Origin of the sequence: Rhodonellum psychrophilum GCM71 = DSM 17998 (assembly GCF_000381545.1) — a bacterium.
GTDB classification, from domain to species: domain Bacteria; phylum Bacteroidota; class Bacteroidia; order Cytophagales; family Cyclobacteriaceae; genus Rhodonellum; species Rhodonellum psychrophilum.
Genome location: NZ_KB906693.1, coordinates 1 through 9,733, shown reverse-complemented (window position 1 = coordinate 9,733; position 9,733 = coordinate 1). Strand labels below are relative to the sequence as shown.

The following is a 9,733-nucleotide window of genomic DNA, read 5'->3' as shown; positions in this document are numbered from 1 at the left end:
ATGATTTGAAAGACCGTTACTGATAAAATTCACTTTTTTAAGAGCAGAGGTAGGTATTGAACCAACCCACTTGTGGGGGATTCGGCCGAGTCTCCATAAATTGCTCCCATTCTTTCAATACTTCCTCAAGTTCGATTTTTGAGACTTTGAGGTGTTTTCCTTGAAGTTGGACCTGATACTGGACACCGATAAAATGCCCTGTTTTTAAATGAAACTTCATCGCTCCCCTACTGCCCGTAATCGGTGTTTTTTCAAGTTGATGCGTCTTTTCCTTCCAGTCAGCCCCTGATGCTGAGGCAAGCTGCTGCAGCACTTCTCCGGCATCCCATCCCAAGTATGAAAAAGGGGAAACCTCCCGCCTCGCTTCATTTTTGAAAAAGTCATGAAGGGGTTGAAACCTCTTGTTTTTCCACTCGGGACTGAGGGAAGTACAAGCGAAAATTTCCGGCAGGGACATTTTTTGATCCAGTTCGGATCCGATGAGTTCATGGAGCATCTCAGCACTGCAAACCAAAGTTGCTTGCGTGTGGGAACCTTCTAGTGCTTTGAGAAAAAGCGGCAAAATCTTTCCCGTATAGATCGCATAAATCAACATTGGCTCCTGATTCCCTTCCAAAAAATCTTCTAATGGCTTGGGATCAAATTCTGTTTCAAGATGCTTGGACACAAAAGTGAACACGATTTCTCCACCAGCATTTTCTTGACCAAGATAAAAGGCGTCCCCAATGCCGTATCCGCCATCGTAAAAGTTGGTAGCATTGATTCCTTTGGAAATCCCCAAACTAGAAACTGCATGCGTTGCTGCCAATTTTGCTGAAAGCATTTCTCCCATTGTGAGAAACACAACATAGTCAGGAGCCTGCCAATCGATTGGGTATTTTGCTCCGGGATTAACCACGAGAATGGTCCGGCGAAACTGGGCTGCCAAAGGGAAGATTTTGTCAACTATGGGATGCTCCGCAAAAACCACCAAAACATCTACATTTTTTTCCAAAAACATCCGCTCCGCTTCAGAATACATCCCATCCCCATCAATTCCAAAACCGATATTTGCGGTATGAAAAGATGGATTAAAAGTGGTATGGTATGCGAAAAATGCTTTTACCCCAAAAAAGAAATCGTATCCAATTTCGGGATGTGTACTGGATTTGGGAAGAAGAATTCCAATATTTTCCATTAGGACGGGGAAGGAAAAACACCAAAGAGACTGATGATAAAATTCACAGCAAGGTAGGGTTGAAAATTAGTATGCGGCTGACCGCCTCCTAAGGGAACCAGTATAGTCGAATTCGCCAATCCCTGATTGGCCATATCCACGTTCTCTATGGTCGTTTTGCTGTAAAGATTTATTCCCGGTGATATGGCGGGAAAGTTTCCCGCCGGATCGGCAGAATTCCCTGCGATGGACCCTAATGCTACCACGCTGGGCCCTTTCAACGTATGGGTATGTTGAGGAATTTGATTGACTGTTAGTGTGATTTCTTCTGCCCCTCCAGTTTCCGCCAGGATAAAACCATTCCCTTGGTGAATTGGTGTTCTGCCTCGAAGATCAGGAAGAGCAAAAGTTGATTGCCCGTCACCTCCATAGGTTGTTCCAATGAGTTGAAATAAGGTTTCATTTTCAGAAATAGACAATATTTGCCCTGCACAAAACATCCACCCCTGGGGCGGAAAGTTTCCGGCAAAAATGCAAATTTGTCCTATGTATGCTTGAGACATGGTGTTTAGGTTCTTGGTGGAAAAACTCCCTGAAGAGCGATGCAATAATAAACAAATAAGGTTGGCTGCATATTGTTGTGAGGTTGCCCCCCACCGGCAGGATTTGAACTGATTTGAGAATTGAAAGAACCCAAATTTCCATCTGTGGTAGATGAATACAATGCTGCTGGTTTACCATTTATCTGGTCTCCAACTTCAAAAGTCGCAGGATAAGCATTGAGTGGACTATCTGTATCCGCTGTACCTCCAACTGGAATATTAATATCAACATTGTGACTATGATTTGGGATTTCACTTTCAAGTAGAGTAACTGAAGCCTGGCCTCCCATCTCTCCTAAATCATGCAATGAAAGTCCCGGACCTTGTCCAGGATGCATCGGTAACCGGCCTTTAAGGTCAGGTAATGCAAAATTGGAAAAACCATTTCCCCCATAGGTAGTACCCAATAGAGCAAATAAAGCTGTGTTTTGAGATAAGGACAATAATTGACCATCACACCATGCCCAGCCTTTTGGGGCAAAATTGAAGGGAAACATGCATATTTCCGCAACAAACTGATTTGTACCACTCATATTTTAATCAATTTGGAGATGGGAAAATACCCTGAAGGGCAATACAATAATTAAGGGTTAAAAAAGGCATCATATTCAAATGTGCTTGGCTACCTCCAGCGATACCAGAGGCCTTCGAACTTGCAATTTGATCCGAAAGTCCTTCGTCAAATTTTTCCCCAAAACGATTAGGAAAATTGCTGTTGCCAGCAAAAACACGACCCTCCGGATCTCCAGAATCAGCTGAAGAAGATGCGCTGATATTCAAAATTGAACTTCCTGATTTGTTCGATTCGTGGAGATGTGTTGGGATTTCAGAAATACTTAATGTATGCGCTTGCGCCCCAACTCTTTCACCTAATGTAAAACCATCTCCTACGTGTGCCAAAGCTCTCCCCCGTAGATCTGGTAAAGCAAAATTCACTCGACCATCACCACCAAAACTGGTCCCCAACAAGGAAAACAAGGCTTGATTTTGGTTGATGGGAAGCAATTGCCCATTGCATTGTGCAAATCCTCTAGGCGCAAAATTGAACGAAAAAAGCATTATCTCAGACAGAAATGGTTCCATGCTTATATTGATTGAGTTGATATTTCATGAATGATTGAAGTGGCTTGGGTCTGGTTTTTCGGCCCTGGAATTCTGGAATGATTGGCGACCATACATTTGGCGTATTTTGGTGTGAAAGTGACTGAAAAGTCACCCAGGTATTTTCCCGAATCCATCACGGTACTGATCAAGACATCTTCGCCGGATCGATCCTTGATCAAATTCAATCCTGGTCTGGTGCTGGTCGTATTGGCGGATAAAATGAAATCAATGTGTTCGGCTTTTTCTGCCAACCTGTCAATCGAAGGGTTTTGGATATCGGGATTTGAATCAAAATTGACAAGGCATACCACCATGTCGCAGGAATGGAAGCTTTTCAGCAATTCCGACTCCCTTAGCGCTGACTTGATTGGGTTCCTGACGTTTTTTGGAAGGGAACCAAACTCATCTGCTACGGCAATCACCCCCATTTTGTATTTGCCAAAATTAACAATGAGGTGCTTGTTGATCACCTGATCGAGTTCAGGATTGATAAATCGATAATTGGTATTGACGAGTGAAAAAGTTGCCTTTTTGGTCAATTCCAGAAGCTGATCCTCCGACAGGTCCAGTTCGGTCTTTCCCAGTCCGGCCAAGTGAAGGCCATAATTGGAAAGATTTTTGACAAATTCCAGGTTATCGGAAAAAGACTGGCTTGGATCAAGGAAGTCCCCCGCATCGATTTTCAAACCATTGAAAGTGGCTTCAGCCAAACTTTCAGCGATATCATTTAGCCCTCCGAATTGTCCTTTTAAGGTTGGCCCTGATTGCCCCTTCAATCCCGCAGTATGTACAAATCGAAGCTCTCCCAAATTATTGGCTAATTCGATGGACTTCTTTGATTTGCCAAAAGCATTTGCCACGGGAGCGAGAAAGGCAAGACCGCCCAGGAGTGAACTGGACTTTAGGAAATGACGGCGGGATTTTCCCTCAGAAAATATTTTTTTGAGCATATACTATAAATGTAAAAGATCGGTTAATAATTTTTTGCAGGAATTTTAATAAAGCAATTGAGTATTTTTTAAAATCGATGAGATTCTATTTGCACCAACCAAACAACTAAAAAAATAATTATTTTTTTAAATATAGATTTTAAAAGTTTTTATAAAGATTAATTTGCATTTTAAATTTTATTAATAGAAGTATTTTGGGGGTAAAAGCTTTTTTTTTGCATTAAAATTAATGACTAAAAAGTCTCAAGGGTTTAAAATTCGATCAAAAAACCTCAAACTATATATTTTATAAACGGTCAAATATTGATTTATAGGGAACAATAACTTAAACATGGCCGAGAAATTTCTATCTAGTTGTTATTTGATTTAAACATATTGACATGGCCATTCCAATTTATTTGACATTAAATCCGAAATATCCATTCTCTTTCCTAATTGGGCTTGAAACTGCAAGAAAACCAGACTTTTTGAAGCATAGGGTATCGTACCGCTGGGGAGAAGTCAAAAACAGCTTCAAAGACTGATTATTACCCAATTTCAGAATGGAATTGTGTTGCCAATGCATAACCCTGGTCAAACCAATCCACACAGGAGCAAAATGAACCTCCAAACAAGTCTGTATTAAAATACCCATATGCTTCATTTGAGTGCGGAAAACAGTAGGGATAATACATCAACTCCTGATCAAGCAAAGTCAGGGGGTGTTTTTACCCCTACTCCACCTGGGGACCTATTCAGATCCAAGGGGGAAATATTTATTTGCGATAAGTTTGTCGCAATTGCAAATTCCCCTTACATTTGTCAAAACAACTGATCTATCTCATGTTTTCCAAGTCCTGTGAATACGGTATCAAAGCCATCATCTACATCGCCACCAGATCATTGGAGGGGGAAAGGGTTAAAATCGGCGAGGTAAGCTCAGGCATCAATGCCCCTGAGGCCTTTACCGCCAAAATTCTGACTTTTCTGATCAAACAAAAAATACTGGAATCCAAAACAGGACCTTTCGGCGGATTTTTTATTGACAATAAAAAGATGACGGAAATCAATGTGAGTGATATCGTTTTCGCCATTGATGGCGATAATTTATACAAAGGTTGCGGTCTCGGTCTTAAGGCATGCAACAGCAAACAGCCCTGCCCAATGCACGACAAATTCATCAAAATAAGGGAGGACCTTAGAAAGATGCTTGAAACAACCTCTATTCTTGATTTGACTACCGGTCTTAAATCAGGAAAAACCATTCTGAACCGATAAAAAAAAATTTAGTCTTATTTCCGATAATTTTATCCAAAATGAAAAACATTAAATTTTACATTGGCCTACTCTTCCTGATCACCATTTTCCCAAAGGAGGTATGGGCTCAACCTACTCCAAACCCTGACACAGCCAACTGGATGACTAGTCCAGGCATTGTCGGTACGATTCTGCTCATCGTAATCGTACTTGTCATTGCCATATTCATCCTTACGGTGAAGGCTTCAGGTTATTTCGCACAGCTTCAAAAAAGTGGCGAGCGAAGCAAAAAGAATGAATTTAATGAACGTCTTCTGGAAATGGATGAAGCGGAGATTGGCACAATCCTGGAAAAACGCAGGAAAGCCGTTTCTTACCAATTGACCAGTAGTGAACTTGGAAGTGATCTTGAAGTGGAGGACAGCAGGGGTATCATTGCCGGCGTAACCCATGAGCCAAACAATCCGCTGGTGGATGAAAAGAAAAAGTCTCCCATCACTTTAGACACACCACTCCCATTAAAAAAAATCATCACCTGGTATATAGGTGCCTCGGTATTTTGGCTCGTTTTCGGTACCCTGATCGGTCAATATCTTGGGATGAAATTTGTTTGGCCCGAAATGGATTCCATTTCCTGGCTTTCCTTTGGAAGGTTGAGGCCTGTCCATACCAATGCCGTATTTTGGGGTTGGGCCTCCCTCACCATGATCGGCCTGGGTCATTTTGTGATCACAAGAACTTCCAACAACACCTTATACAGTTATAAACTCGCCTGGTGGGCGTGGTGGTTGATGAACGCCAGTGTAGCCATTGGGACCTTGTTTTTGATGTCAGGGATCAACAACGGCGGTGGTGAATACCGGGAATATATCTGGCCTGTGGCACTCCTTTTTGCCATTGGCATGGTCATCACCTTTTATAATTTCTACCAAACTGTTGCCCACAGGAAAATAGAAGAAATCTACATTTCAAACTGGTACTTGCTGGGAGGATTGGGCTGGACCATTATTCTGGTTGTCATCGGCTATCTGCCCATGTACCAGGATGGCTTGGGAGAAACTGTCATCCAGGGGTACTACATGCATCAGGGAGTCGGGATGTGGTTCATGACTTTCACATTGGGTTTGATCTACTATTACCTACCCTCCTCTCTCAACAAGCCCATTTATTCCTATTCCTTGGGCGTATTGGCTTTTTGGACCCAGATGCTGTTTTATACGCTGATCGGCACCCACCATTTTGTATTCAGCCCCTTGCCTTGGTGGTTGCAAACAGTCGCCATTGTCTTCAGTGCAGGCATGCTGATTCCAGTAGTTGCCGGGACGACCAATTTCCTAATGACCATGCGGGGAAGCTGGAATGAAATAACCAAAAGTTATGTCCTGCCTTTCTTTCTGGTTGGAGTGGTATTCTACTTTGTGGGATCTGCTCAGGGGAGTCTGCAAGCCTTCAGGTTTACCAATTTCATCTGGCATTTTACGGATTTCAATGTGGCACATTCCCACATGACCATGTATGGCATCATCACCTTTATGCTTTGGGCCTGCGTGTATGCGATTCTTCCCAAAATAACAGGACGGGAACCCAGGCAAATATTTGTGGGGATGCATTTCTGGATGGCATTTATAGGCCTTTTTGCCTACATGGTCTCACTGATGGTGGGTGGTTCCATGAAGGGACTGAGTTGGATAGAAGGAGAACCCTTCATTCAATCCGTGATACTGATGCAGCCTTTCTGGCTTTGGAGAGCCATTGGCGGTACGTTGATGTTTATTTCCCATCTTCTCTTTGCCTACAATTTCTATGACATGACAAGAGGTCTAAAAAAGATCCCAAAGAGTCCTGATCAAAAAAATCCCGCTCCGGCAGACGCTGGCAGGAATCGTTTGCGCACAAAAAATGAAATCACAACCAACTAAACGAATCAGACATGTTAGATTTTCATAAAAACCACAAACTTCTTGTCGGAACAGCGCTGTTCGGTTTTTTGGTGCTGAGTATTTTGGTTGCCCTGATTCCTGCTTTTCAAATCCAGAAAACCCAACCTCTCCCCACCATGGAAGCATTTTCGGAGGAAGAATTAAAAGGCTTGCGCATTTATGTGGAGGAAAACTGCATGTCCTGCCATACGCAACAGGTGAGAAATATTGAAATGGACAATACCTGGGGAAACCGACCTTCCATCCCCTCGGATTATTATTACAGCAAGCAAAGACAGGATGTTTGGAGGCAGTCTCCATCCTTGTTGGGGAGTGAAAGGACCGGCCCCGATCTTACCGATGTGGGAAAAAGGCAGCCTGGGATGGAATGGCATTTACTCCACCTGTACAACCCCCGGATTGTGGTCAAGGAATCCATCATGCCTTCCTACCCCTGGCTATTTGAGTTGAAAGAGGAATCAAAAATCAAGGAGTCTGATTACTTGGTTCCCGTTCCCCGGAAATTCATAAATTCATCCAACAAAAAAGTGGTTGCCTCCCAAAAAGCCCTGGATCTGGTGTCCTACCTGCAATCCTTAAAGCAGGCAGAAATGCCAAAAAATCCCGCTGTCAGTTTCATTCCTTCATCCAAGGAAAACAAACCAACAGCCAATGCTGGTGAGGCGGTACTTCCGGATGGGCAGAAATTGTACATGAACAATTGTGCCGCCTGCCATCAGGCTGATGGAAGCGGATTGCCCGGAGCCTTTCCTGCCTTGGCCGGTAGTGCCATCATCAATGATGAAAACCCGGAAACTTTGATCAGAATCATTATGGAGGGCTATGATGCCCGGCCTGAATATGGAGTAATGTCCGGCTTTGAGGAAATCCTTTCTGATGAGGAAATCGCAGCCATCGCCAACCATGAACGCTCAAGTTGGGGGAACAATGCCGTGGCTGTTACTCCCGATAAGGTCAAGCAGATCAGAGTATTTGTCAAATCACTTCAACAATAAACAGTATGGAAACCAAAGAAATTTATCTGGAAACATTGATAACCGCCTCTCCACAGGAAGGGCGTGAACTGGCCATCAAACTTGCCAGGAAATCCATTGCTGCCATTCAGCCGGACAGCGAAATCCGCAAAGGGCTCAGAAAAGATTATGCTGAGGACACGGCAAAGCTGATTGCTTCCTCACAGGTAATCGCCACGGAATTTCAGACGATTGCCATGGCCAATAATTTCTGGAAATGATGCGGACACATTTGAAAACCATCCTGATCACCATCGCCCTTTTCGGGTATGCCTCGGTAAGTTTAGCCTGTGAAGTCTGTAAAGCCAATCAGCCCAAAATGCTGGAAAACATCACACATGGGCAAGGTCCTCAGGGAAATGTCGATTATCTGATTACCTGGTCAGCTGCTGTTTTGGTTGTCTTCACCTTGATCTTCAGCATCAAGTACCTTGTCAAGCCCAAAGAGGATACCCCTGGACATATCAAAAACATCGTCTTGGAATAAAAAATATTTGAATTTATGGAAGATAACAGAACAATTAAAATATTTCTGGATACGGATCCGAAACCATTTGCGGAGTTTGCCCCTCCTGTGAAATTTGTTTTGGACACGACAAAAATCCCTGATGGGAAGCATATCCTGAAGATTCTTGCCAAATCCACTTCAGGCAAGGAAGGCATAAAAACAATTTCCTTCGAAGTGAGAAATGGGCCGGACATCTCTTTTTTGGGTATAAAAGAAGGAGAAGTGGTCAATCAACAGATTCCCATCACTGTGAATTCCTATGGCAGTGAGCGCAATGACTTCTTTATGATCAGAGGCTCCGAAACGCCCAAGGCCATTCCTGCATGGGTTTGGGCACTTGTGATCTCTTTTATAGGCTTTGCGGTTTTTTATTTCATCATGTTCTGGAATTCCGAACTGTATACCTCCTATTTCTGATGGTAACAAAAAAAGACATTACCTCCCTTGAGGATATCAAATCGATGGTAGACAATTTCTATGGAGAAGTCCGGAAGGACGCAATGCTCAGCGACATTTTCAATGATAAAATCCAGGAGAGATGGCCGGATCATCTCGAGAAGATGTACAGCTTCTGGCAAACGGTTTTGCTGGAAGAGCATACTTACTACGGAAGCCCCTTTGTCCCCCATGCCAAGTTGGCCGTAGAAAAAGAACATTTTGACCGGTGGATTCAACTTTTCTGCAAAACTATAGATGCACAGTTTTGCGGAGAAAAAGCAGAAAGAGCAAAATGGCAAGGAGAAAGAATGGCAGAAATGTTTCACGCTAAAATCAAGTATTATCAAAATAATTCTTTGCGGCCGATTCTATAAAATATGGGAATAATATTCGGCAGAGGGTAAGGCGGATGACGCCTATTGCTGTCTGCTTCCTTCAAAAAATAACGGTAATGATTTAACCCGAATTCTAAGACATTGGAAAAGTAACGTTAATGCGCTAACTTTTGGTTGCAGCATGAAAGCCTATGCATCGAATGGTGATTTTATCCCTTCCCGAATTCTGGTAGAAATGTTCAACCCCAATCTTTAAGGTCAGGGTTTTTGAAACGTTAATTGGTGACCATGTTTTGTTATGGATCCCGTATGGAATAATCAAATCAAATATACATTTCTCTTGCTGCTTTTAATCAAAACCAAAAATAAGATGAAGCAGAAAAAGTTTGAAAGTATGGCTGTTGTCAATCCTTTTGCCGCTGGAATTGATGTAGGCTCTAAAAGCCATTTT

12 protein-coding genes are annotated in these 9,733 nt (G+C 42.9%); 7 read left to right on the top strand and 5 right to left on the bottom strand.

What is annotated here, in order from left to right:
- Positions 1–37: 37 nt before the first annotated feature.
- The 5 genes from F824_RS0122015 to F824_RS0121995 form a co-directional block, all read right to left on the bottom strand.
- Complete coding sequence (locus F824_RS0122015; protein WP_019600108.1) at positions 38–1,177, bottom strand: ABC transporter substrate-binding protein; 1,140 nt, start codon at positions 1,175–1,177, stop codon at positions 38–40.
- On the bottom strand, positions 1,177–1,656 hold the full coding sequence (locus F824_RS0122010; protein WP_248691078.1) for a phage tail protein: 480 nt from the start codon (positions 1,654–1,656) through the stop codon (positions 1,177–1,179). Before F824_RS0122010 ends, F824_RS0122015 begins: the two co-directional genes overlap by 1 nt.
- A 68-nt stretch (positions 1,657–1,724) precedes the next feature.
- The gene (locus F824_RS0122005; RefSeq protein WP_019600106.1) at positions 1,725–2,291 is read right to left on the bottom strand and encodes a phage tail protein; all 567 of its coding nucleotides are present in this window, start codon (positions 2,289–2,291) and stop codon (positions 1,725–1,727) included.
- 7 nt (positions 2,292–2,298) lie between these two features.
- Positions 2,299–2,841, bottom strand: a complete 543-nt coding sequence (locus F824_RS0122000; protein WP_139189907.1) for a phage tail protein — start codon at positions 2,839–2,841, stop codon at positions 2,299–2,301.
- Between the two features lie 2 nt (positions 2,842–2,843).
- Positions 2,844–3,812: a metallophosphoesterase family protein gene (locus tag F824_RS0121995; protein ID WP_019600104.1), complete on the bottom strand. Its 969-nt coding sequence runs from the start codon at positions 3,810–3,812 to the stop codon at positions 2,844–2,846.
- A 798-nt stretch (positions 3,813–4,610) separates the two neighbouring features.
- On the opposite strand from F824_RS0121995, the gene F824_RS0121980 reads away from it, so the two are divergent.
- Genes F824_RS0121980 through F824_RS0121950 form a run of 7 tightly spaced genes read left to right on the top strand, consistent with a single transcriptional unit; the run spans position 4,611 to position 9,321 of the window.
- On the top strand, positions 4,611–5,069 hold the full coding sequence (locus F824_RS0121980) for an RrF2 family transcriptional regulator (protein WP_316928740.1): 459 nt from the start codon (positions 4,611–4,613) through the stop codon (positions 5,067–5,069).
- A 38-nt stretch (positions 5,070–5,107) separates the two neighbouring features.
- A complete protein-coding gene (locus F824_RS0121975; RefSeq protein ID WP_019600100.1) occupies positions 5,108–6,967 on the top strand; it encodes a cbb3-type cytochrome c oxidase subunit I in 1,860 nt (619 codons plus the stop codon).
- 11 nt (positions 6,968–6,978) lie between these two features.
- Positions 6,979–7,983, top strand: coding sequence for a cbb3-type cytochrome c oxidase subunit II (locus F824_RS0121970; protein ID WP_019600099.1), 1,005 nt, complete (start codon positions 6,979–6,981; stop codon positions 7,981–7,983).
- 5 nt (positions 7,984–7,988) lie between these two features.
- Positions 7,989–8,222: a hexameric tyrosine-coordinated heme protein gene (locus F824_RS0121965; RefSeq protein WP_019600098.1), complete on the top strand. Its 234-nt coding sequence runs from the start codon at positions 7,989–7,991 to the stop codon at positions 8,220–8,222.
- Positions 8,219–8,488 carry a hypothetical protein gene (locus tag F824_RS0121960; RefSeq protein WP_022582376.1) on the top strand — a complete coding sequence of 90 codons (270 nt, stop codon included), beginning with the start codon at positions 8,219–8,221 and terminating at the stop codon, positions 8,486–8,488. Before F824_RS0121965 ends, F824_RS0121960 begins: the two co-directional genes overlap by 4 nt.
- A gap of 15 nt (positions 8,489–8,503) precedes the next feature.
- On the top strand, positions 8,504–8,926 hold the full coding sequence (locus F824_RS0121955; protein ID WP_019600096.1) for a hypothetical protein: 423 nt from the start codon (positions 8,504–8,506) through the stop codon (positions 8,924–8,926).
- Positions 8,926–9,321 carry a group III truncated hemoglobin gene (locus F824_RS0121950; RefSeq protein ID WP_019600095.1) on the top strand — a complete coding sequence of 132 codons (396 nt, stop codon included), beginning with the start codon at positions 8,926–8,928 and terminating at the stop codon, positions 9,319–9,321. The genes F824_RS0121955 and F824_RS0121950 overlap by 1 nt, the downstream gene beginning before the upstream one ends.
- The last annotated feature ends 412 nt before the right edge of the window (positions 9,322–9,733 follow it).

Bases quoted from the DNA above. Each gene is read 5' to 3' on its own strand.
- F824_RS0121995 (WP_019600104.1), bottom strand. From the start codon at position 3,812: ATGCTCAAAAAAATATTTTCTGAGGGAAAATCCCGCCGTCATTTCCTA.
- F824_RS0121965 (WP_019600098.1), top strand. From the start codon at position 7,989: ATGGAAACCAAAGAAATTTATCTGGAAACATTGATAACCGCCTCTCCA.
- F824_RS0122010 (WP_248691078.1), bottom strand. From the start codon at position 1,656: ATGTTTTGTGCAGGGCAAATATTGTCTATTTCTGAAAATGAAACCTTA.
- F824_RS0122000 (WP_139189907.1), bottom strand. From the start codon at position 2,841: ATGGAACCATTTCTGTCTGAGATAATGCTTTTTTCGTTCAATTTTGCG.
- F824_RS0121955 (WP_019600096.1), top strand. From the start codon at position 8,504: ATGGAAGATAACAGAACAATTAAAATATTTCTGGATACGGATCCGAAA.
- F824_RS0121960 (WP_022582376.1), top strand. From the start codon at position 8,219: ATGATGCGGACACATTTGAAAACCATCCTGATCACCATCGCCCTTTTC.
- F824_RS0121975 (WP_019600100.1), top strand. From the start codon at position 5,108: ATGAAAAACATTAAATTTTACATTGGCCTACTCTTCCTGATCACCATT.
- F824_RS0121970 (WP_019600099.1), top strand. From the start codon at position 6,979: ATGTTAGATTTTCATAAAAACCACAAACTTCTTGTCGGAACAGCGCTG.
- F824_RS0122005 (WP_019600106.1), bottom strand. From the start codon at position 2,291: ATGAGTGGTACAAATCAGTTTGTTGCGGAAATATGCATGTTTCCCTTC.
- F824_RS0121950 (WP_019600095.1), top strand. From the start codon at position 8,926: ATGGTAACAAAAAAAGACATTACCTCCCTTGAGGATATCAAATCGATG.
- F824_RS0122015 (WP_019600108.1), bottom strand. From the start codon at position 1,177: ATGGAAAATATTGGAATTCTTCTTCCCAAATCCAGTACACATCCCGAA.